At 71.4% G+C, this 21,755-nt stretch carries 20 protein-coding genes; 14 read left to right on the top strand and 6 right to left on the bottom strand.

What is annotated here, in order from left to right; genetic code table 11:
* Positions 1-47: 47 nt before the first annotated feature.
* Both aceE and BLT97_RS34260 read left to right on the top strand, forming a co-directional pair.
* A complete protein-coding gene (gene aceE, locus BLT97_RS34265; RefSeq protein WP_093617412.1) occupies positions 48-2,795 on the top strand; it encodes a pyruvate dehydrogenase (acetyl-transferring), homodimeric type in 2,748 nt (915 codons plus the stop codon).
* A gap of 77 nt (positions 2,796-2,872) precedes the next feature.
* Positions 2,873-3,682, top strand: coding sequence for a potassium channel family protein (locus tag BLT97_RS34260; RefSeq protein WP_176953991.1), 810 nt, complete (start codon positions 2,873-2,875; stop codon positions 3,680-3,682).
* A 9-nt stretch (positions 3,683-3,691) separates the two neighbouring features.
* On the opposite strand, the gene BLT97_RS34255 is transcribed toward BLT97_RS34260, so the two are convergent.
* The 3 genes from BLT97_RS34255 to BLT97_RS34245 form a co-directional block, all read right to left on the bottom strand.
* Positions 3,692-4,003, bottom strand: a complete 312-nt coding sequence (locus BLT97_RS34255) for a small hydrophobic protein (RefSeq protein ID WP_093617408.1) — start codon at positions 4,001-4,003, stop codon at positions 3,692-3,694.
* Positions 4,004-4,117: 114 nt separating this feature from the next.
* A complete protein-coding gene (locus BLT97_RS34250) occupies positions 4,118-4,549 on the bottom strand; it encodes a peptidase inhibitor family I36 protein (RefSeq protein WP_093617458.1) in 432 nt (143 codons plus the stop codon).
* Positions 4,550-4,732: 183 nt separating this feature from the next.
* Positions 4,733-6,352 carry an MFS transporter gene (locus tag BLT97_RS34245; RefSeq protein WP_093617406.1) on the bottom strand — a complete coding sequence of 540 codons (1,620 nt, stop codon included), beginning with the start codon at positions 6,350-6,352 and terminating at the stop codon, positions 4,733-4,735.
* 115 nt (positions 6,353-6,467) lie between these two features.
* Here BLT97_RS34245 and BLT97_RS34240 point away from each other — a divergent pair, with 115 nt between their 5' ends.
* The 7 genes from BLT97_RS34240 (at position 6,468) to BLT97_RS34210 (ending at position 14,947) form a co-directional block, all read left to right on the top strand.
* The gene (locus tag BLT97_RS34240; protein ID WP_093617404.1) at positions 6,468-7,169 is read left to right on the top strand and encodes a TetR family transcriptional regulator; all 702 of its coding nucleotides are present in this window, start codon (positions 6,468-6,470) and stop codon (positions 7,167-7,169) included.
* Positions 7,170-7,541: 372 nt separating this feature from the next.
* Positions 7,542-8,732, top strand: a complete 1,191-nt coding sequence (locus BLT97_RS34235) for an alpha/beta hydrolase (RefSeq protein ID WP_093617402.1) — start codon at positions 7,542-7,544, stop codon at positions 8,730-8,732.
* 226 nt (positions 8,733-8,958) lie between these two features.
* Complete coding sequence (locus tag BLT97_RS34230) at positions 8,959-9,825, top strand: DUF4429 domain-containing protein (RefSeq protein ID WP_093617400.1); 867 nt, start codon at positions 8,959-8,961, stop codon at positions 9,823-9,825.
* Positions 9,826-9,966: 141 nt separating this feature from the next.
* The gene (locus BLT97_RS34225) at positions 9,967-11,421 is read left to right on the top strand and encodes a sensor histidine kinase (protein WP_093617398.1); all 1,455 of its coding nucleotides are present in this window, start codon (positions 9,967-9,969) and stop codon (positions 11,419-11,421) included.
* Positions 11,422-11,470: 49 nt separating this feature from the next.
* Entirely contained in the window at positions 11,471-12,148 is a 678-nt protein-coding gene (locus BLT97_RS34220) for a response regulator (RefSeq protein ID WP_093617396.1), read from the top strand.
* A gap of 314 nt (positions 12,149-12,462) precedes the next feature.
* Entirely contained in the window at positions 12,463-13,599 is a 1,137-nt protein-coding gene (locus BLT97_RS34215; protein WP_093617394.1) for an alpha/beta hydrolase, read from the top strand.
* A gap of 124 nt (positions 13,600-13,723) precedes the next feature.
* Complete coding sequence (locus tag BLT97_RS34210) at positions 13,724-14,947, top strand: acyltransferase family protein (protein ID WP_093617392.1); 1,224 nt, start codon at positions 13,724-13,726, stop codon at positions 14,945-14,947.
* A gap of 111 nt (positions 14,948-15,058) precedes the next feature.
* Here BLT97_RS34210 and BLT97_RS34205 read toward each other — a convergent pair whose 3' ends face one another.
* Both BLT97_RS34205 and BLT97_RS34200 read right to left on the bottom strand, forming a co-directional pair.
* On the bottom strand, positions 15,059-16,069 hold the full coding sequence (locus tag BLT97_RS34205) for an aldo/keto reductase (protein ID WP_093617390.1): 1,011 nt from the start codon (positions 16,067-16,069) through the stop codon (positions 15,059-15,061).
* A 4-nt stretch (positions 16,070-16,073) separates the two neighbouring features.
* Positions 16,074-16,562 (bottom strand): MerR family transcriptional regulator, encoded by a 489-nt coding sequence (locus BLT97_RS34200; RefSeq protein WP_093617388.1) that lies wholly within the window; start codon positions 16,560-16,562, stop codon positions 16,074-16,076.
* Positions 16,563-16,648: 86 nt separating this feature from the next.
* On the opposite strand from BLT97_RS34200, the gene BLT97_RS34195 reads away from it, so the two are divergent.
* From BLT97_RS34195 to BLT97_RS34185, 3 genes are all read left to right on the top strand, one after another.
* Entirely contained in the window at positions 16,649-17,119 is a 471-nt protein-coding gene (locus BLT97_RS34195) for a GNAT family N-acetyltransferase (protein WP_093617386.1), read from the top strand.
* Positions 17,120-17,241: 122 nt separating this feature from the next.
* Entirely contained in the window at positions 17,242-18,066 is an 825-nt protein-coding gene (locus BLT97_RS34190; RefSeq protein WP_093617384.1) for a serine hydrolase domain-containing protein, read from the top strand.
* Between the two features lie 66 nt (positions 18,067-18,132).
* On the top strand, positions 18,133-18,735 hold the full coding sequence (locus tag BLT97_RS34185; protein ID WP_093617456.1) for a GNAT family N-acetyltransferase: 603 nt from the start codon (positions 18,133-18,135) through the stop codon (positions 18,733-18,735).
* Here BLT97_RS34185 and BLT97_RS34180 read toward each other — a convergent pair.
* Positions 18,732-19,391 (bottom strand): pirin family protein, encoded by a 660-nt coding sequence (locus BLT97_RS34180; RefSeq protein WP_093617382.1) that lies wholly within the window; start codon positions 19,389-19,391, stop codon positions 18,732-18,734. The genes BLT97_RS34185 and BLT97_RS34180 overlap by 4 nt on opposite strands.
* Positions 19,392-19,519: 128 nt before the next feature.
* Between BLT97_RS34180 and BLT97_RS34175 the strand changes: the two genes are divergently transcribed.
* Together BLT97_RS34175 and BLT97_RS34170 are read left to right on the top strand one after the other, a co-directional pair.
* The gene (locus BLT97_RS34175; RefSeq protein WP_093617380.1) at positions 19,520-20,749 is read left to right on the top strand and encodes a PucR family transcriptional regulator; all 1,230 of its coding nucleotides are present in this window, start codon (positions 19,520-19,522) and stop codon (positions 20,747-20,749) included.
* Between the two features lie 89 nt (positions 20,750-20,838).
* A complete protein-coding gene (locus tag BLT97_RS34170; RefSeq protein WP_093617378.1) occupies positions 20,839-21,753 on the top strand; it encodes an ACP S-malonyltransferase in 915 nt (304 codons plus the stop codon).
* Positions 21,754-21,755: the final 2 nt, after the last annotated feature.

Genomic DNA, 21,755 nt, shown 5'->3' with positions numbered 1-21,755 from the left:
GGACACGAGTCCGTGCCCGGTCGGCACACCGACAGCGAAGGAACAGCGTGGCTTCCGGATCCGATCGCAACCCGATCATCATTGGCGGCCTGCCCAGCCAGGTCCCGGACTTCGATCCCGAAGAGACTCAGGAGTGGCTCGACTCGCTGGATGCGGCGGTCGACGAGCGCGGCCGTGAGCGGGCCCGCTACCTGATGCTCCGGCTGATCGAGCGCGCCCGTGAGAAGCGCGTGGCCGTGCCCGAGATGCGCAGCACGGACTACGTGAACACCATCGCGACCAAGGACGAGCCGTTCTTCCCGGGCAACGAGGAGATCGAGCGCAAGATCCTCAACGCCACGCGGTGGAACGCGGCGGTCATGGTCTCCCGTGCGCAGCGCCCCGGCATCGGCGTCGGCGGTCACATCGCGACCTTCGCCTCCTCGGCCTCGCTCTACGACGTGGGCTTCAACCACTTCTTCCGCGGCAAGGACGAGGGCGACGGCGGCGACCAGATCTTCTTCCAGGGCCACGCCTCGCCGGGTGTCTACGCCCGCGCGTACCTCCTGGACCGCCTCTCCGAGCAGCAGCTCGACGCGTTCCGGCAGGAGAAGTCGAAGGCCCCGTACGGGCTTTCCTCGTACCCGCACCCGCGGCTGATGCCGGACTTCTGGGAGTTCCCGACCGTGTCGATGGGCCTCGGCCCGCTCGGCGCGATCTACCAGGCCCGGATGAACCGCTACATGGAGCACCGCGGCATCGCCGACACCTCCAAGTCGCACGTGTGGGCCTACCTCGGCGACGGCGAGATGGACGAGCCCGAGTCGCTCGGCCAGCTCTCGCTCGCCGCCCGTGAGGGCCTGGACAACCTGACCTTCGTCGTCAACTGCAACCTTCAGCGCCTCGACGGCCCGGTGCGCGGCAACGGCAAGATCATCCAGGAGCTGGAGTCGCAGTTCCGCGGCGCCGGCTGGAACGTCATCAAGCTGATCTGGGACCGCAGCTGGGACCCGCTGCTGGCCCAGGACCGCGACGGTGTGCTCGTCAACAAGATGAACACCACGCCCGACGGACAGTTCCAGACGTACGCGACCGAGGACGGCGCGTACATCCGCGAGCACTTCTTCGGTGACGACCACCGCCTGCGCGCGATGGTCGAGAACCTGAGCGATCAGCAGCTGATGCACCTGGGCCGCGGCGGCCACGACCACAAGAAGGTCTACGCGGCGTACAAGGCGGCCCTGGAGCACAAGGGCCAGCCCACCGTGATCCTGGCGCAGACGGTCAAGGGCTGGACGCTCGGCCCGAACTTCGAGGGCCGCAACGCGACCCACCAGATGAAGAAGCTGACGGTCGACGACCTCAAGCACTTCCGCGACCGGCTGCACATCCCGATCGCGGACAAGGACCTCGAGGGCGGCGCCCCGCCGTACTACCACCCGGGGCGCGACTCCGAAGAGATCCAGTACATGCACGACCGGCGCAAGGGTCTGGCCGGTTACGTGCCGACCCGTGTGGTGCGCGCCAAGCCGCTTCAGCTGCCGGACGACAAGGCGTACGCGACGGCCAAGAAGGGCTCGGGTCAGCAGTCGATCGCCACGACCATGGCTTTCGTCCGCATCCTCAAGGACCTGATGCGGGACAAGGAGATCGGCAAGCGGTTCGTGCCGATCGCGCCGGACGAGTACCGCACGTTCGGCATGGACGCCTTCTTCCCGAGCGCCAAGATCTACAACCCGCTGGGCCAGCAGTACGAGTCGGTGGACCGCCAGCTGCTGCTCGCGTACAAGGAGTCGCCGACCGGTCAGATGCTGCACGACGGCATCACCGAGGCCGGCTGCACCGCCTCGCTGATCGCCGCGGGTTCGGCGTACGCGACGCATGGCGAGCCGCTGATCCCGGTGTACGTCTTCTACTCGATGTTCGGTTTCCAGCGCACCGGCGACCAGTTCTGGCAGATGGCCGACCAGCTGTCGCGCGGTTTCGTGCTCGGTGCGACCGCCGGACGTACGACTCTGACCGGTGAGGGTCTGCAGCACGCGGACGGCCACTCGCAGCTGCTCGCCTCGACGAACCCGGCGTGTGTCGCCTACGACCCGGCGTATGCCTTCGAGATCGCGCACATCGTCAAGGACGGTCTGCGCCGGATGTACGGCGAGACGGCGGACGGCAAGCCCGGCGAGGACGTCTTCTACTACCTCACCGTCTACAACGAGCCGATCCAGCACCCGGCCGAGCCGGAGAACGTGGACGTCGAGGGCATCCTCAAGGGCATCCACCTCTTCAAGCGCGGCGAGAGCGGCACGATCCCGGCGCAGATCCTCGCGTCCGGTGTGGCCGTGCCGTGGGCGGTCGAGGCCCAGCAGATCCTCGCCTCGGAGTGGAACGTCAAGGCCGACGTCTGGTCCGCGACGTCCTGGAACGAGCTGCGGCGCGAGGCCGTGGACGTCGAGGAGCACAATCTGCTGCACCCGGAGGAGGAGCAGCGCGTTCCGTATGTGACGCAGAAGCTCTCCGGTGCCGAGGGTCCGTTCGTGGCCGTCTCCGACTGGATGCGGTCGGTTCCCGACCAGATCGCGCGCTGGGTGCCCGGTCGCTACTCCTCGCTCGGTGCGGACGGCTTCGGCTTCGCCGACACCCGTGGCGCGGCCCGCCGCTTCTTCCACATCGACGCGCAGTCGGTGGTCCTGGGTGTGCTCACCGAACTCGCCAAGGACGGCAAGATCGACCGCTCGGTCCTGAAGCAGGCGATCGACCGGTACCAGCTGCTCGATGTGTCGGCGGCGGATCCGGGGCCGGAGGGCGGGGACGCGTAGGCGTCGCCTCAGGCTGTGGGAAGGGCGGCGGGCCCCGTGGGGCTCGCCGCCCTTCCGTGTTCCTTACGATGCTCCCCATGACCGAACCGTCCCGGCTCGCACGGTGGGAGCGCCGCACGCAGGGCCCCCTCCTGTTGCTGGCCGTGCTCTTTGCGATCGCCTACGCGGTGCCGATCGTCGTCCCGCACCCCTCCGACGCCGTCAAGGCGGCCTGCCACGTCGTGAACTGGACCGTGTGGGGCGCGTTCGCCCTGGACTACGTGGTCCGGCTCGTCATCGCGACGGACCGCAAGCGCTTCGTCCGCGAGCACCCGCTGGCGCTGCTCGCCGTGGTGCTTCCGCTGCTCCAGCCGCTGCGGCTGCTCAAGCTGGTGTCGATGCTGCTGCTCGCCGGGCAGCGGGCGCGGATGGCCACGCAGGTGCGGCTCACCACCTATGTGGCCGGGTCCTGCCTGGGACTGCTGGTCTTCGGTTCGCTGGCCGTGCTCGAGGTCGAGCGGGATGAGGAAGGCGCGACCATCAGGACGCTGGGCGATGCCGTCTGGTGGGCCTTCACCACGATGACGACCGTGGGCTACGGCGACATGGCGCCGACGACCGGCGCCGGCCGGGCTCTCGCGATCGGCCTGATGCTCTCCGGCATCGCGCTGCTCGGTGTCGTCACCGCGAACATCGCCGCCTGGTTCATCTCCCAGTTCGAGCAGGACGATGCCGAGGAGCGCCGCCAGACCGCCGCGATCCTCGAACTCACCGAGGAAGTGCGGTCCTTGCGTGCGCAGGTGGCCCGCCTCTCGGGCACGAAGGAGGCGCCGGCGGCGGCCGACGCCCCTTCCGCTGCCACGTCGGCCGCACTGCCGGCGCCCTCCGGTCCCGCATCGGGCGCGTGACTCTCCCGGCTAGAACATCCCGTTGCCGGGGCCTGCCGCGCCCGCGATCCACATCAGGGCGAGGATCGTGTCGATCGTGCCGAGCACCACGGCGACCAGGGCCGGGATGCTGTGTCCTCCGTTCCAGCGCCGGCCCATGGCCAGCCATCCGCAGACGATCGCGACCGGTCCGAGGATGATGTGGAGCACGAAGAAGCCGGCGATCGCACAGATCACTCCGATGATGCCCAGCGTCGCGCGATCCGGCCCGGACCGTGACCATGTGCGGCCACGTGTGCGGGGGCGCCTGCGCGTGCTGCTGTGTCCGAAGCCCGCCATCATCACTCCCTGAGTCCCTGTACTCGGGCTGTCTCCCGAGTGCCCGGATTCAGGGCTTCAACTCGTCGGGTGCGGGTGGGAGTTGAGAGGCGGTCCACTTTCCACGCCCGGGCGGGGTCAGCTCTCCCAGATCTTGAACGCCCGCACCTGGTACGGCGACTCGGGCGCCCAGGTGCCTCCCCCGCGCCCCGGATACGTCTCGAAGTCGCCGGTCTCCTCGCACTCCGCGGACTGGTAGGTGGTGACCGGTCTGGCGGTGCGGTTGGCGAGGGCCTGGGCGCTGCTCCCCTCCGGCAGCGCCGTGCAGCTCTCGGTCGTCAGACCGGTCAGTTCGTAGGTGGTACGGGTGCCGCCGTAGTCCGGCTCCGTCCACAGGCACAGCTCCCCCGGGCCGCAGCCCGCCCGGCCCGGTGGCGCGGCACCGGCATGCGGCGCGGCACCGGCGGGTGCGAGTGCGGCAGCTGAGGGCGCGGTGGCCGCGGCGAGTGCGGCGATGCCCAGAGCCGCCGCGGTGATGGTCGCCCTGAGCTGTGTCTGCTTCGTACGCATGGCGCTGAACCCCCGTGTCGTGTCGATCACTTGGCGCCACTGTGACCTGCGCCGGAAGGGCGCGGGAAGGACCTGGAGCGAGCGTCACCCTGATAGGGGAAATCCCGGCCGAGCAGGGACACGGGAACGGAAAGTCCCCGCCGGGCAGACCCGACGGGGACTTCGGAGCAGGAAGGAGAGGGGTCAGATGTGACCGACTCCCGCGCCCGCCTCCGCGTTGTCGCCCTTCTTGGTCAGCAGGGCGACGAAGATCGCGACGACGGCCACGCCCGCGGCCGTGAGGCTGGCGAGCTCCATGCCGGACATGAAGGTGTCGTGCGCGACGTCGGTGATCTTCGCGGCGATCTCCGGCGGGGTGTTCGGCGGCACGGGGGCCGCACCCGACTGCACGGCCTCGGCGGCCTGGTCCATCTGCGCCTCGGGGATCGGCGGGAGACCCGCGTCCGCCCAGTTGCCGGCGAGGCTGTTGTCGACCTTCGAGGCCATGATCGCGCCGAGCACGGCGGTCCCGAGGGCGCCGCCGATCTGCATCGCGGCCTGCTGCAATCCGCCCGCGACGCCGGAGAGCTCCATCGGGGCGTTGCCCACGATGACCTCGGTGGCGCCGACCATGACCGGTGCGAGGCCGAGACCGAGCAGTGCGAACCAGATCGACATGGTGAGGCTGGAGGTGCCGGTCTCCAGCGTGGACATGCCGTACATGGCGAGCGCGGTCACCGCCATACCGCCGGCCAGCGGGATCCGCGGCCCCGCCTTGGTGATCATGACGCCCGCCAGCGGCGAACCGACGATCATCATGCCGGTGAGCGGCAGCAGGTGCAGACCGCTGTCCACCGGGCTCATGCCGTGCACGTTCTGCAGGTAGAAGGTGACGAAGAACAGGCCGCCCATGAAGGCGATGGCCATCAGGACCATCAGGACCACACCGGCGGACAGCGGCAGCGAACGGAACAGCTTCAGCGGGACGAGCGGCTCCTTGACCCTCGTCTGCCAGAAGGCGAAGAGCGCGAACGCCACGACGGAGCCGCCGATCCAGGCCCACGTGGTGGTCGAGCCCCAGCCCCACTCGGGCGCCTTGATGACGGCCCACACCAGGGCGAACATCGCGACGGAGAGCAGCGCGATACCGAGCAGGTCGAACGAGCGCGGCGCGTTCTCGGCCCGGTGGTCCTTGAGGATCAGGATGCCGAGGACAACGGCGATGATGCCGACCGGCACGTTGATGAAGAAGACCGACTGCCAGCTGACGTGCTCGACGAGCACACCGCCCAGGATCGGGCCGCCCGCGGTGGAGGCACCGATGACCATGCCCCAGATGCCGATGGCCATGTTGAGCTTCTCGGCCGGGAAGGTGGCGCGCAGGAGGCCGAGCGCGGCGGGCATGAGCAGCGCGCCGAACAGGCCCTGAAGGACACGGAAGGCGACGACGAAGGCGACGCTGTCGGAGAAGCCGATGGCACCGGAGGCGGCGGCGAAGCCGACGACGCCGATGAGGAAGGTCTGCCGGTGGCCGAAGCGGTCACCGAGCTTGCCCGCGGTGATCAGGGTGACGGCGAGGGCCAGGAAGTAGCCGTTGGTGATCCACTGGATCTGCTGCCATGTGGCACCCAGATCGGACTTGATCACCGGGTTGGCGATCGCGACGATCGTGCCGTCCAGGGCGACCATCATCACGCCGATGGCCACGGCGAACAGGGTCAGCCAGGGGTGGCCGCGCAGCCCCTTGGCCGGTGTCGGATCGGACGTGGCGGCCGGTGGTTCGGCGGCGTGGCCCGCCTTCTCGACGGTGGTCTGACTAGTCATGGGAAAAGGCTAGTGACAGTCGCTGACAGTTGACAACGTCAGTCATGAGTCGGTAACTGTCACGTTGCTCACAGGTAAGGTGAGCCGGACATAGACGAAGAAAGAGGGCCATGGAGTGACGGCACCCCAGCCGACCGCGACCGGCCCGGCGGCACCCCGCCCGCCGGCCTCCGCACCGGGGCTGCGCGAGCGCAAGAAGCAGCGCACCCGGGACGCGCTGGTGCGCGCCGCGCTCGAGCTCTTCACGACCCAGGGGTACGAGCGCACGACCGTGGACGAGATCGTCGCCGCGGTCGACGTCTCCCAGCGCACCTTCTTCCGCTACTTCGCCGGCAAGGAACAAGTGGTCTTCGCCGTCCAGGAGATGGTCGAGTCCCGCTTCGTGGAGTCGCTGCGGGCGCGGCCCGCGCACGAGCCCCCGTTCGAGGCGCTGCGCCGTTCCGTCCTCGACGCCTGGGACTCGATCGGCGAGTCCATCGAGGAGCTCGTACCGGTCGAGATGTACATGCGGTGCTTCCGCATGATCGAGTCGACCCCCGCGCTGCTCGCGGTCCAGATGCGGCGCACGGTCGAGACCGAGGAGGAGATCGTGCGGCTCGTCGCCGCGCGCGAGGGGCTCGACCCCGACGAGGATCCGCGCCCCCGGGTGGCCGTGGCCGCCTTCAGCGGGGTCATGCAGCTGGCGGGGCGGCGCTGGGGCGCCGGCGAGGAGATCAGCGTGGAGTCGATGCGGCGCCTGACGGCTTCGCTGCTCGACCGCCTCGAACCGTCCCTGGCCGGGGACTGGCGGAGGCCCGGCCGGGGCGCGGGCGACTGAGTTCGGGTCCCACTTCCCGTACGGGATTCCGACCCGCCTCCCGTACCGGGTTCCGAGCCACCTCCCGTACGGGATTCCGCCCCATATCCCGCACCGGTGCGATGCGTTGAGGGGCGCTCACTCTCCGTATCGCACGGATTCCGTTCAAGAAGGTGTACGCGTACGCCAGTTGAGGCCTCACGTGCAGCTCGGAGGCCGTGCCGGGCGGGCCGGCGGGCGACCGAACCCGGGGGTGAAAGCGGAATCTCCGCTTACACCCTGTGATCACTCACCCCGCAGAGTGCCCGAGTTGACCTGATCGCCCCATATGCACCGTGATCCGTGCCACGGTCCATGCGGCGGGAGGTCCGGGTCTCCTAGGGTGGCCGAATCGTGACTTCCTTCGACTCCTCGCCCTCGCTCAATGTCTGGCGCGCCCTCCTGGCCATCGCCGTCGTCTTCGTCATGCTGACCGCGACCGGCTGGACCGCCGTCCGCAGCAAGGGTGGGTCGACCCCGCTCGAAGCCGCGCTCGCCGCGTGGAACCGCGGCACCGTGGACGGCCGGGACCTGCCCGACCCCGATGCCCCGGCCCAGCGGATCGCACGCTTCTTCGCCACACTCGGCGCCGCACAGCAGGACCGGCTCGCCCAGCGCTACTCGCTGGTCGTGGGCAACCTCAACGGCGCGCCGGTGCAACTGCGTTACGAGGCGAACCGCCACTCCCTGCGCAGAGCCGTCGAGGTCGAGCGGGAGCGTATGGGCGACGTCCGCCTGTCGGAGTCGGGAAGACGCGAGGCGGGGCGGCGTATGCACCGCTTCGAATCCTTCCTGAAGCCGCGCAGACACATCCTCGCCTTCGACCCCTCCGGCCGCGGCCGGGTCGCCGAGGTGCTCGGGAACCTCGAGAAGGCCGAGCGGATCTCGATCGTCGTGCCCGGGGTCGACACGGATGTGCTCACGTTCCAGAAAACCTGGGGCCGCTACTCGGCGACCTCGGGCATGTCCCGCGCGCTCTACCGCACCCAGCGCGCCGAGAGCCGCGACACCCGTACCGCCGTGATCGCCTGGGCGGACTACACGGCGCCCGCCGGCGTGGGCATGGACGCCTTCACCGTACGCAGCGCCGAGCAGGGGGCGAAGCGCCTCACCTCGCTGGTCCGCGCGCTGCCCGGCAAGGCGCCCACCGCCCTGTACTGCCACAGCTACGGCTCGGTCGTGTGCGGTCTGGCCGCGCACGAACTGCCGCCCCGTGTACGGGACATCGCGGTCGCGGGCAGTCCGGGGATGCGCGCCGAGACCGCCGCGGACCTCGGCACGGGCGCGCGGGTGTGGGCGATGCGCGACGCCGACGACTGGATCGCGGACGTGCCGCATCTCGAAGTGGGCAGTTTCGGCCTCGGCGTGGACCCGGTGTCGGACGGGTTCGGGGCGCGGGTGCTGTCGTCGGCGGACTCGGTGGGGCACACCGGGTACTTCGAGCCGGGTACGGAGAGCCTGCGCAATTTCGCGCGGATCGGGGTCGGCCGTTTCGACGAGGTCAGCTGCGCCGACGGCGGGGACGGCTGTCGCACTCAGGTGTGACGGCGAGGCGGACTCTTCCGCTGGGCGGTCGGGCGCTTCCGTCCTGAGGGCGGAGGCCGCCGTTCTGCGGGCGGAGACCTCCGTTCCGCGGCGGGAGGCTTCCGTACGGCCCGCCGTGGGAAGAAGGGCTGCGGTCACCGGCCTGGCCGACGCGCGTAGAAGTCCGCAGGGACGGGACGAGGCCGGAACGTATCGAGGGGGGACGTACAGACGCATGCCGCATACGATGAGCCGCATGGGTGACGTACTGGCCGGATTTCATGCCGCCTGGGAGTTCGACTCGGACTCCGTGCTCATCCGCTTCGAACGGGGGATCAGGACACCGAAGCTGTTCCAGGCGCTCGGTGAACGGCGCATTCCGCACGAGGCCCTTGCGGATGTGACCTTGGCTCCCGGGAAGCGGGGCACGGTGGTGCTGCACGCCGTGCCCAGAGCCGGCGCCGACCCGCTGATGGAGGCCGCGGCAGGACAGCTCAAGGACGGCTGCGACCCGTACCGCCTGGTGCTGCCCGCCGAGCGCGAGACGCTCGCCGAGTACTACCGCGACGAACTGCGCGCGCTGCTGCCCGCCGACACCTCTCCCGCCGACCGCTTCCTCGTGCCGGCGCCCGAGGGTCCGCTGCAGTTCAAGGCGTACGACGGCAAGGCCTCGTTCGACGGGAAGTCGGTGAGCTTCCGATGGTTCTGGACCGGGGCATCGTCGGCCAAGTGGAAGGCGGGCGACCAGACCTTCTCCGTGGCCGATCTCAGCGGGGTCGAGTGGCGCTCGCCGGAGATCTTCGACGGTTATCTGCGGCTGATCCGGCGGCCCGGCAGTGTGGTGCAGCCCTCGCAGGCCGACCAGGATCCGGCCGCAGTCGTGTTCGGGCTCGGGTACGGGCCGGTGCACGAGTCGCTGCCCTTCGCGGCGGCGGTGCTCGGGGCCGCGCGCACGCGCGGCCCGGTGCCGGTCGAGGCCGCGCGGCCGGCCGGACGGCGCGATCCCGCGGACATTGCGGAAAGGATCCGCCACCTCGGGGAGCTGCACGGTGCGGGGCTTCTGACGGACGAGGAGTTCTCCGCGAAGAAGGCGGAGCTGCTCGCGGAGCTGTGAGTGTTGCGGGGCGGAGCTGCTCGCGGAGCTTTGAGTGTCGCGGGGCGGGTGCGGCGGGTGACTCATACCGGGGTATGAGCCCGGGTCCGGCTCCGCGGTATGACGCGTGCGCGGGGGTTCGCTGCCTACGCTGATCACGCCATGAATGACGCACAGGAGCCCGCGACCGGCGAGCACGACGAGACCTCCGAGAAGCCCGGGCGCCGGGTGCTCCGGTGGCGGCCCAACCTGCGCCGTCGGCGCGGGCAGCGCGAGGAGGACTCCAAGGCCTCCACCGGCACGCCCTCCCCCGCCGCCTCCTCGCCCGGCGGCGAAGGATCCTCCGGCCTGCGCTGGGATGCCGTACGGGACGGCCTGCGGGAGTTCGGCATCGCGCTGACCACCCCGGCCGCCGCCGGACGCCCGCCCCTCGCGCAGGCGGAGAAGCGCTGGGTGCGGGCCGCTCCGTATGCCGTGGTGCTCGTCTTCGTGGCTTCGCTGCTGCCGACCACTGTCACCGTGCTCGTCCAGGACTACGGGATGAGCGGCGGCCTCGCGGGCGGTCTGGCCGTGGCCCAGACCCTGCCGCTGCTGCTGGCCCTGACCCGCCCACTGCACGCGTGGTGGGTGATCTTCCCCGCGGACGTGGTCGGCGCGCTCGCGCTGTACGCGGGCAAGCACGTGGACGGGCGCAGCTGGCCGTGGACGCCGATGGTCATCGTCGGATACGTGCTCCTGATGGTGCTGCTCGGGCTGCGCGAGAGCCGCCGCACCCTGATCGCGGTCTTCCTGGTCACGGCGGCCGCCGGGGTGTTCTTCGAGCAGCTGTCGCAGAGCTACAGCGACGGCTCCTGGGTCCTGATGCTGGTCCTCGCCGGGTTCGCGCTCGTGGTCACGTACACCTTGCGGCTGCGCGGCGAGGCGCAGGCGAGACTGGCCGAGCAGGAGACGATCAGCGAGGCGGAGCGCGCCAAGCGCACCCTGCTGGAGGAACGGGCCCGCATCGCCCGCGAGTTGCACGACGTCGTGGCCCACCACATGTCGGTGATCACGGTGCAGGCGGACACCGCGAAGTACCGGCTCGCCGGGCTGTCCCCCGAGGTGGAGAACGAGTTCGGCGAGATCGCGGCCGCCGCGCGCGAGTCGCTCACCGAGATGCGCCGGCTCCTGAAGGTGCTGCGCAACGAGGAGGCGCAGGCCGAGCGCACCCCGCAGCCCGGGCTCGCCCGGCTCGGCCAGCTGGCCGAGGCGACCCGGCGGGCCGGTGTGGAGGTCGAACTGCCGCTCGGCGAGGAGGAGTTGGCGGCCCTGGTCGGGGACCTTCCGCAGGCGGTGGACCTCTCCGCGTACCGGATCGTGCAGGAGGCCCTGTCGAACGTCATCCGGCACGCGCCCGGCGCGACCGCGCGGATCGACGTGGCCGTGACGCAGGACGAGCTGCGCGTGGGCGTCACCAACGGGCCCGCCCGCAAGCCGCCTTCCGTCCTGGAGACGTCGGGCACGGGACATGGCCTGGTGGGGATGCGTGAACGCGTACGGTTGACCGGTGGCTCGCTGGACGCGGGCCCTCATGGGGACGGCGGGTTCCGCGTGGCGGCCCGCATCCCCCTGAGCTGAGAAGACGACGCTCCTCCGTCGAGTGTCCGGTGTCCTGGGAAGGCAGAGCGTGACCATCCGCGTGCTCATCGTCGACGATCAGGCCATGGTGCGCGCGGGGTTCGCCGCGCTGCTCGCGGCGCAGAGCGACATCGATGTGGTGGGGCAGGCCGAGGACGGCAGGCAGGGCGTGGAGCTGGGCCGTTCCACGCACCCCGACGTCGTCCTGATGGATGTGCGGATGCCGGAGATGGACGGGCTCGAAGCCGCCCGTCAGCTGCTCGATCCGCCGCCGGGTGTCACCCACCGGCCCAAGGTCCTGATGCTGACCACCTTCGACGTGGACGACTACGTGTACGAGGCGCTGCGGGCCGGGGCCTCGGGCTTCCTGCTCAAGGACGCGCCGCCCGCGGACCTCATCGCGGCGGTACGGATCGTGGCGGCCGGGGAGGCGCTGCTCGCGCCCTCGGTCACGCGGCGGCTGATCGCGGACTTCGCGAAGCAGCGGCCGGCGCAGCGGCGCGATCCCGCGCTCAAGCTGAACGGGCTCACGCCGCGGGAGGCCGAGGTCCTTGAGCTGATCGCGCGCGGGCTGTCCAATCAGGAGATCGCGGCACATCTGGTGCTTGCCGAGCAGACGGTGAAGACGCATATCGGGCGGGTGTTGTCGAAGTTGGATCTGCGGGATCGGGCGCAGTTGGTGATCTTTGCGTATGAGGCGGGCGTGGTCGTGCCCGGTGACCAGTAGCCCGGGGCGCGCTGTCGCCCGGCTCTCCGGCTCGGGTTCAGGCCCGTGGGTGGTGCGGTCGTTCGAAGTGCCGCCCGGCGGGGTGCCGCTGCGCCCACCCTCCCCCAAGCTCTCAACTTCGTTCGAGCAGGGGGGACCCCCATCGCCCTGCGGCACGACTGCCCGCAGCGGCGGCAGCGGAGCGGCCACTAGCACCCCTAGTACCGAGGTATCACTCGTGGGTTGGCTCCGCGGTGTGACGACTCGTTACCCACCGTCTTCCTACCTTCCCTCCGTCAGCGAGACGACGGACGGATGCGAAGGGAAGACCGGTCATGCGGCTTCAGGCGTGGAAGGCACGCGGTAAGAGGACTCTTGTTGCGGCCGCGCTCAGCGCCACGGTCATCGCCGGATCCGCCGGCTGGGCCGCGGGCAACCAGCAGACCGCGGTCACCGGCCCCGTCCCGGGCGTCAGCTCGTGGCGCGCCGACCGCGCGCTCGGACAGCAGCTGCCCGACCCGGCCACGGCCAAGCCCGCCGAAGTGGCCGCGTTCTTCGCCACGTTGAGCGAGGAGAAGCAGCAGGAGCTGCTCGACCGGCATCCGCTGGTCCTGGGCAATCTCGACGGCGCCCCCGTCTCCCTGCGGTACGAGGCCAACGCCCGCGCCCTGCAGGAGGAGCGGGCCGTACAGCTGGCGCGCGCGGCGGACACGGCGCTGCCCGGCCGCGACCGCGAGGCGGCCCGCGAGCGCGCCGGACGGTACGGCGAGCTGCTCGCACACGGCCGGCAGATTCTCGTCTTCGACCCGCGCGGACGCGGTCAAGTCGCCGAGGTCTACGGCGAGTTGGAGCACGCCTCCCACGTCTCGGTGATCGTCCCCGGCTCCGACATCGACCTGGGCAGCTTCGACCGTACGAAGGATGAGTACGGCACGCCGACCGGCATGGCCCGTTCCCTGTACGCGGCCACCGGGCAGCGCGGCGCGGTGATCGCCTGGGCCGGGTACACCACCCCGGTCGGCATCGGCCCCGACGCCGCCACCGGGCGGCTCGCCGAGGCGGGCGCGCCGCGCCTGGCCCGCTTCGTCCAGGGCCTCACCGCCGCGGGCGCGCCCGAGCCCACCGTCTTCTGCCACAGCTACGGCTCGGTGGTGTGCGGCGCGGCAGCGCCCGAGATGCCCGCCGCCGGACTCGTCGTGGCCGGCTCGCCCGGCATGCGCGTGGACGACGCCGCGGACCTGCACACCACGGCGCGGGTCTGGGCGGCCAAGGCCGCGGACGACTGGATCGACGACGTGCCGAACGTCGAGCTCCTCGGGCTCGGCCACGGCACCGACCCGGCCGACCCGGGCTTCGGCGCCCGCGCCGTACCGACCGCCCACGTGCACGGCCACACCGGCTACTTCGCGCCCGGCTCCGACTCCCTGCGCGCGTTCGCGCGGATCGCCCTGGGCGAGCAGACCGCCTCCTGAGCTGCCCCACCGGCCCTTGCCACAAGGCACCAACCCCCCGTATTTCTCCAGGACTTGAGGACACGCCATGACCAGCACCGCACTCGCACCCCGACCAGCCAGGACCGGCAAGCGGACGGCCAGGATGCTCGGCACGCTGCGCAGGAGCGCCGCGAGCATCGACGCCCGCACCCCCGAGCACCGCGACCGCGCCATCGACGGACTGCGCGCCCTCGCGCTGCTCGCGGTGCCGATCGGGCACTGGCTGCTCGGCGGCTTCCACCTGGACGGCGAGGGCGCCCTGCGCAACGCGAGCCCGCTGTCCTCCTTCGAGTTCTTCGCGCCCATGAGCTGGGTGCTGCAGATGCTCGGGATCTTCTTCCTCGTCGGCGGTTACGCCTCGGTGCTCTCGTACCGGCGCTCCATGGCGCGCGGCGAGAGCAGCGGCCGCTGGTTGCGCGGGCGAGTGGCGCGCCTGGGCCGTCCCGTGCTCGGCGTGACCGCCGTGTGGGCGGCGGCGCTTCCGGTCCTGTACGCGCTCGGCGTGCCCGGTACGACGCTGCACTCGGGGGCGACGCTGGTCATCCAACCCCTGTGGTTCGTCGGCGTGTACACGGTGATCACCGCGCTCACCCCGCTCTGCGTGCGGGCCGCCGAGCGCCTCGGCGCCTGGGCCGCGGCCCCGCTGCTCGCCTCGGTCGCGGTCGTGGACTTCCTGCGCTACGGCCCCTTCGCCGACGCGATGCCGTCCTGGCTGAGCATCCTGAACATCCTGCCCGGCTGGATGTTCGCCTACCAACTGGGCGTCAGCTGGGGCGAGAAGAAGCTCGGCAAGCGGGGCGCGTGGCTGCTGCTCGTGGGCGGTACGGCGCTGTTCGCGCTGCTCCTGATCGCCTTCCACTACCCGGCGTCGATGGTCGGCGTCCCCGGTGAGGCCCGCACCAACTCGCACCCGCCGTCCCTGCTGGTGCTCGCCCTGGCCGCCGCGCAGAGCGGTGCCGCGATCCTGCTGCGCGACCGGATCGGCAAGCTGCTCCGCCGGCCCGCGCTGTGGGCCCCGGTCGTGATCGTCAACCTGTCGGCGATGACGATCCTGTGCTGGCACCAGACGGCGATGTTCGGTGCGGCGACGGTCGGTTCGTTCATCGGCCCGATCGGCGGCCTGACCACCGCGCCGGAGACGCTCGGCTGGATCGCGGCGCGGATCGCGTGGCTGCCGGTGTTCGCCGGGCTGCTCGTGGCGCTCGGCGCCTGGGCGCGGCGCTTCGAGGCGCCGTGGGCCGTGGGCTCGAAGGCGGCGCGCGTACGGCGTGTGGCGGCGGGGCTGCTCGCCGCCGGGTTCGCGGTGTTCGCCCTGGGCCTGGCGTGAGCGGGCCGTCCGGGCCCGCCCGGTCACCACCAGCGAAGGGGGCGCCCTGCCGGACCAGGCAGGGCGCCCCCTTCGCCGTATGGACTGCTGCACGCGTCGCCGTACGGACCGCTACTCTCGGCCGGCCGACGTGAAGGACATGTCGGCGTAGCGCCCGCCCGCGACCTGTGAGGCGATCGGCTCCAGGAGCTCGAGCTCGGCCTCGGTGAGGATCAGCTGGGTCGCGGCGGTGTTCTCCTCGATCCGGGTGCGCTTGCGGGTGCCGGGGATCGGCACGACCGCGAGGCCGTGCGCCTGCGCCCGCTGCTGCACCCACGCCAGGGCGACCTGCCCGGGCGTCGCGTCACGGGACTCGGCGACCGCGCGGACCGGGGCGAGCAGGGCCGCGTTCGCCTGGGCGTTGTCGCCCGTGAAGCGGGGCATCGTACGGCGGAAGTCGTCCGCGCCCAGGTCGCTCGTGGCGTTCGCGAACGAGCCGGTGAGGAAGCCGCGGCCGAGCGGCGAGTACGGGACGAGGGCCACGCCGAGCTCGGCGGCCGCGGGGACCACCTTCGCCTCGATGTCCCGGCTGAACAGGGACCACTCCGACTGCACGGCGGCGATCGGGTGCACGGCGTGCGCGGCGCGCAGCTCGTCGGCGGTGACCTCGCTGAGGCCCAGGTGCTTCACCTTGCCCTCGGCGACCAGTTCGGCCATGACGCCGACGGTCTCCTCGATCGGCACGTTCACATCGCGGCGGTGCATGTAGTAGAGGTCGACGGAGTCGACGCCGAGGCGGGTGAGGCTGCCCTCGATGCACTGGCGGATGTACGCCGCGTCGTTGCGGATGCCGCGCTTGGTGGGGTCCTCGGGGTCGAGGACGATGCCGAACTTGGTGGCGAGCACGATCTCGTCGCGGTGCTTCTGCACGAAGGGCGCGAGGAACTTCTCGTTCTCCCCCGCCCCGTACATGTCGGCGGTGTCGTAGAAGGTGACGCCCAGCTCGAGGGCGCGGTCGAGGGTGGCGCGTGCTTCGTCGGCGTCCGTGGGTCCGTAGGCGAAGCTCATGCCCATGCAGCCGAGTCCCTGGACGGAGACTTCGGGGCCGTCGGTGCCGAGCTGTACCTTCGCGAGGGTGGTCATCAGGTCAGGACCTCTCCGGCGCGCTGGGGGCGCCCGCGTAGAACTCGATCTTGTAGTCGAGGACGGCCAGCGTCCCCTGGAGCTCCGCGATCCGCGCGAGCACGTCGCGCCGCGTGGACTCCAGGAGCTCCTGCCGCTCCTCGAAGGTGTGGTCGCCGGCCCTGACCAGCTCGGCGTAGCGGACCATGTCCGCCACCGGCATGCCGGTCAGGCGCAGCTTGCCGACGAAGGAGAGCCAGTCGAGATCCCGGTTGGTGAACCGGCGCTGGCCCGTGTGCGAGCGGTCTACATGCGGCATCAGACCGATCCGCTCGTACCAGCGCAGGGTGTGCGCGGTGAGCCCGGTGTACGCGGCGACCTCGCTGATCGTGTACCGGTCCTGCCCGTCGGGGCGCGGATGCGGTCGCGGCCCGGAGGCGCACAGGTCGGCCGGAGCCTCGGTTTCCACCAGCTGTACGGGGCTGTGTACGGGACTGCTCTCCATCACCGTCATGCCCACCACGCTAGGACCTTGGAGTGCACTCCAGGCAAGCGGTATCGGGGAGTGTTCGCTCTGCGGTCGCGGATACGCTGCCGGGCATGATCACAGCACGGCTTGCGACGCCCGAAGACGCACCTGAGCTGGTACGCCTGCGCAAGCTGATGCTGGACGAGTACCTCGGGGCTCAGGAGGACACCGCGTGGATGCCGGTGGCCGAGAAGATGCTGCGTACGAAACTCGTCGGCGAGGAGGGGCAGCTCGCGGCGGCCGTCGTGGAGCGGCCCGACACACCGGGACGGCTCGCCGCCTGCGCGGTCGGCACCGTCGAGTACCGGCTCGGCGGTGCGGAGAACCCGCTGGGACTCGCCGGTTACGTGTTCAGCGTGGCCACGGAGCCGGAGATGCGGCGCCGAGGTTACTCACGGGCATGCATGCAGGAGCTGATCGCGTGGTTCAGGCGACGCGGGGTGCGGAAGGTGGATCTGCGGGCATCCGCCGAGGGCGAGCCGCTCTACGCATCGCTCGGGTTCGTGCGGACGCCGGATCCGGCGATGCGGCTGTCGCTCTGACGGGGGCGGTACGCCGGGCAGGGGGCGGAAGGCCGAGCAGGGGACAGTCCGCCGGGCAGGGGACCGTACGCCGGGCGCACCCTGGGCCGAGCGCCCGGATCCGAGCCCGTAACCTCGTACGCATGCAGAGCCTTGCCCTCATCGAGAACTGGCCGGTGCCGAGCGCCGCCGCCGGGGTCGTACGCGCCGACGGGACCGTGGCCGGGACGCGCGGGCCCGTGACGCAGCGTTTCCCGCTCGCCTCCGTGACCAAGCCGCTGGCCGCCTACGCCGCGCTGGTCGCGTACGAGGAGGGGGCGGTCGAGCTCGACGAGCCGGCCGGGCCCGAGGGCGCGACCGTGCGGCATCTGCTCGCGCACACCAGCGGGCTCGCCTTCGACGAGCACCGCGTCATGGCGCCGCCCGGTGAGCGGCGGCTGTACTCGAACGCAGGGTTCGAGGTGCTCGGCGACCACATCGCCAAGGCCACGGACATCCCGTTCGCGGAGTACCTGCGGCAGGCGGTGCTCGAACCGCTGGGCATGACGGGGACCTCCCTGGAGGGGTCGCCCGCCAAGGACGGGGTGTCGACCGTCGAGGACCTGCTGCGCTTCGCGGCCGAGGTGCAGGCGCCGCGGCTGCTCGACGCGCGGACCGTGCTCGAGGCCATGTCCGTGGTGCACCCCGGGCTGTCCGGCATCCTGCCCGGGTACGGGCACCAGAAGCCCAACGACTGGGGGCTCGGGTTCGAGATCCGGGACTCCAAGTCCCCGCACTGGACGGGAAGTTCCTCCTCGCCGCGGACCTTCGGGCACTTCGGCCAGTCGGGCACCTTCCTGTGGATCGACCCGGACGCGCAGGCCGCGTGTGTCGCCCTGAGCGACCGGGCGTTCGGGCCGTGGGCCGTGGAGGCGTGGCCGCCGTTCACGGACGCGGTGCTGGCCGAGCTGCGGGCCGGAGCACGCTGAGAGGCGTACCGGCGTCTCCCCCTCGGGGTGGATGCCGACGGCCGCACCGCGGACTACGTTGACCCCATGGCTGACATAGTCCGCGCCACCCGGGCCGATGTTCACGCGCTGGCCGATGTGCTCGCCGACGCCTACGAGGACGATCCGATCTGGGAATGGCTCGTGCCCGCGGACCGGGTGCCGAAGCTGCGCCGGTTCTTCCGCGATCTGCTCGCCATGAACGCCGACCGCGGCCGCCTGTGGACCGACATCGACCGGACCGTGGCCGCCGTGTGGTGCCCGCCCGGCCAGTGGAAGGTCGGCACCGGCGACATCGTGCGGAACTTCCCGGCGCTGGTGCGCACCGGCCGCACCCGGCTGCCGCTGCTGCTCGGCATGCTCCAGACCATGGAGCGCAAGCACCCCGTCGAACCGGAGCACTACTACCTGGAGTTCATCGGGACGCACTCCTCCGCGCGCGGCACCGGACGCGGCACCCTGGTCCTCGGCGCCCTGCTCGACCAGGCGGACGCCGCGGGGCTGCCCGCGTATCTGGAGTCGAGCAACGAGCGGAACCTGACGTTCTACAAGCGGCACGGCTTCACCGTGGCCGAGGAGATGACCTACCGGTCGAGCCCGCCGATGTGGCGGATGTGGCGCGAGCCGGACGGCAAGCCCCCGGCGGCCTAGCCTCCCGCGAACTCCCACACCAGCACCTCGGCCCAGCCGCGCAGCGCCTCCAGCTCCAGGGCGGCCGCGCCGGTGATCCGTGCCGAGTCGCCGGGCGCCAACTCCGTACCGCCGAGGCGGACTTCGCCCCGTACGACATGCACGTAGACATACGCCGCCTCGGGCACCCCGGCGCGCTCGGCGGGGCGCAGGCGGCGCACATGGAGCAGGCCACCGGCCGCCGGGACCGCGTAGGGGGTCGAGTCCGCGATGCCGCGGACGATCTCGTACGAGGGGTCGCCGCCGGCGGCCGTGGGCGCCAGCCACATCTGGAGGAAGACCAGGCGGGACGAGCCGTCGTTGCGCTCGACGTGCCGCACTCCCCCGCCGGCGCTGAGCCGTTGCAGGTCACCGGCGTTCACCACCGTCTCGTGGCCGGCCGAGTCGCGGTGGGTCAGCGTGCCCTCGACGACCCAGGTGACGATCTCCGTATGGCTGTGGGTGTGCTCGTCGAAGCCGGCGCCGGGCGCGAGATGCTCCTCGTTGCAGGCGATGACCGGTCCGAAGCGGAGGTTGTCCGGGTCGTAGTGCGGCCCGAAGGAGAACGCGTGCAGCGACTCGATACCGCTCGCCGGCTCCCCGCCGCGGTACCGATCGCCGGAGCGCCGTACGTCCATCACGCACCCCACGGTAGCCGCCGCGCCACCTCCGGGTGGCCGGTCCGTCAGGGTCCCACCACCCGGCGGAGCGGCCCGGACAAGACCCACCACTTAGCCGGGCCGCCCCGATAAGGCAGTCTTGTCCCGTGCCCGAACCCGCAGCGAACCCGAGCCCCGACTCCGGAGCGACCCCGGCCGACGCCGGAGCGCCCCGGGCCCATCCGCACTCCGCCACGCTCAGGCGCCTGGAGAAGTCCTCCGGCTCTCTCGCCGCGCAGGCCATCGCGCGCATGGACGAGACGCTGCCGTGGTACCGGGCGATGCCGCCGGAGAACCGTTCGTGGATCGGTCTGGTCGCGCAGGCCGGTATCGCCGCGTTCACCGAGTGGTTCCGGCACCCCGACGCTCCGCAGGCGATCTCCACCGACGTCTTCGGCACCGCGCCGCGCGAGCTGACCCGGGCGATCACGCTGCGTCAGACCGTCGAGATGGTGCGGACCACGATCGAGGTCATGGAGTCCGCGATCGACGAGGTCGCGGCGCCGGGCGACGAGTCGGTGCTCAGGGAGGCGCTGCTCGTCTACGCGCGGGAGATCGCGTTCGCCACGGCCCAGGTCTACGCGCAGGCCGCGGAGGCGCGGGGCGCCTGGGACGCACGCCTCGAATCGCTCGTCGTGAACGCCGTCCTGAGCGGTGAGGCCGACGAGGGCGCCGTCAGCCGGGCCGCCGCGCTCGGCTGGAACTCCCCCGAGCACGTGTGCGTCGTGCTCGGCACCGCACCCGACGGCGACAGCGAGCTCACCGTCGAGGCCATCCGCCGCGCCGCACGGCACGCGAAGCTCCAGGTCCTGACCGGTGTGCTCGGCGACCGCCTGGTCGTCATCGCAGGCGGCAGCGACAATCCGCTGGCCGTCGCGAAGGCGCTGATCGGCCCGTACGCCGCCGGTCCCGTGGTCGCCGGGCCCGTCGTCCCCGACCTGCTCGCCGCCACGAAGTCCGCGCAGGCCGCGGCCGCCGGGCTCAAGGCGTGCTCCGCCTGGCAGGACGCCCCGCGCCCCGCGCTCGCGGACGATCTCCTTCCGGAGCGCGCCATCGCCGGAGACCCGGCCGCGCGGGAGCAGTTGGTGGAGGAGATCTACAGACCGCTGGAGGAGGCCGGCTCGGCGCTCCTGGAGACCTTGAGCGTCTATCTGGAACAGGCGAGCAGCCTCGAAGGCGCGGCCCGGATGCTCTTCGTGCACCCCAACACCGTCCGCTACCGGCTCCGACGTGTGACAGACGTCACCGGCTGGTCGCCCTCGGATGTGCGCTCCGCGTTCACGCTGCGTATCGCCCTCATCCTGGGGCGTCTGGCCGACGGAGATCCGCAGTCCTAGACTTTTGTCGGGGGTCGACAATTCCCCTGACCGTTCTTCGTCCCTGTCCCCACGGGCGGCGCCCACCGTCCACAAGAGAGAGTGTGAGAGTGCTCGTACTCGTCGCTCCCGGCCAAGGCGCTCAGACGCCCGGCTTCCTGACTCCCTGGCTCGACCTCCCCGGCGCTGCCGACAAGCTCGCCGCGTGGTCCGACGCCATCGGTCTCGACCTCGCCCACTACGGCACGCAGGCCGACGCGGACGCGATCCGCGACACGGCCGTGGCGCAGCCGCTGCTCGTCGCGGCCGGACTGCTTTCCGCTTCCGCGCTCGGCGAGGTCACGCCCGGTGCCGTCGCCGGTCACAGCGTCGGCGAGTTCACCGCCGCCGCGTTCGCGGGCGTCCTCGACGACACCGCCGCGCTGCGGCTCGTCCGCAAGCGGGGTCTGGCCATGGCCGACGCCGCCGCGATCACGCAGACCGGCATGGCGGCGCTGCTCGGCGGCGACCAGGACGTGGTCGTGCCGCACCTGGAGAAGCTCGGCCTGACCCCGGCGAACGTGAACGGCGCGGGCCAGATCGTCGCCGCCGGCACCCTGGAGCAGCTCGCTGCCCTGGAGGCCGACAAGCCCGAGGGCACCCGCCGGGTCGTCCCGCTGAAGGTCGCCGGCGCGTTCCACACGCACCACATGGCGCCCGCGGTCGAGACCCTGCAGAAGGCCGCCGACGAGCTGTCCCCGGCCGACCCGGCCGTACGGTACGTCTCCAACAAGGACGGCAAGGCCGTCGACACGGGCGCCGAGGTCATCTCGCGCCTGGTCGGCCAGGTCGCGAACCCCGTCCGCTGGGACCTGTGCATGGAGACCTTCCAGGAGCTCGGCGCGACGGCGCTCATCGAGGTGTGCCCGGGCGGCACCCTCACCGGCATCGCCAAGCGCGCGCTGCCGGGCGTCAAGACGCTCGCCCTGAAGACCCCCGACGACCTCGACGCTGCTCGCGAGCTCATCGCAGAGCACGCTGCCTGACG

The organism is Streptomyces indicus, assembly GCF_900100315.1.
GTDB classification, from domain to species: domain Bacteria; phylum Actinomycetota; class Actinomycetes; order Streptomycetales; family Streptomycetaceae; genus Streptomyces; species Streptomyces indicus.
The sequence above is the reverse complement of the archived record's forward strand: the minus strand, read 5'-3'. Positions and strand labels throughout refer to the sequence as shown.